1 protein-coding gene is annotated in these 509 nt (G+C 66.2%); it reads left to right on the forward strand.

What is annotated here, in order from left to right; genetic code table 11:
• Positions 1–509 (forward strand): EF-Tu/IF-2/RF-3 family GTPase (locus tag DT603_RS15910; RefSeq protein ID WP_246191897.1); only part of this gene is annotated, 509 nt, incomplete at both ends.

Raw genomic sequence — 509 nt, forward strand, 5'->3', positions numbered from 1 at the left:
GACCTGGTGGACGACGCCGAGCTGCTGGAACTGGTGGAGATGGAAGTCCGCGAGCTGCTGAGCAAGTACGACTTCCCGGGCGACGACACCCCGATCATCACCGGTTCGGCGCGTTCGGCGCTGGAAGGCGACCAGAGCGACATCGGCGTGCCGTCGATCCTGAAGCTGGTCGAGGCGCTGGACACCTGGATCCCGCTGCCCGAGCGCGACATCGACAAGGCGTTCCTGATGCCGGTCGAGGACGTGTTCTCGATCTCCGGCCGCGGCACCGTGGTGACCGGCCGTATCGAGCGCGGCATCATCAAGGTGGGCGAGGAAATCGAGATCGTGGGTATCCGCGACACGCAGAAGACCACGGTCACCGGCGTGGAGATGTTCCGCAAGCTGCTGGACCAGGGCCAGGCAGGCGACAACGCCGGTCTGCTGCTGCGCGGCACCAAGCGTGACGACGTCGAGCGCGGCCAGGTGCTGTGCAAGCCGGGTTCGATCAAGCCGCACACCGAGTTCGA

Source organism: Pseudoxanthomonas gei (assembly GCF_010119615.1).
Taxonomy (GTDB): Bacteria; Pseudomonadota; Gammaproteobacteria; order Xanthomonadales; family Xanthomonadaceae; genus Pseudoxanthomonas_A; species Pseudoxanthomonas_A gei.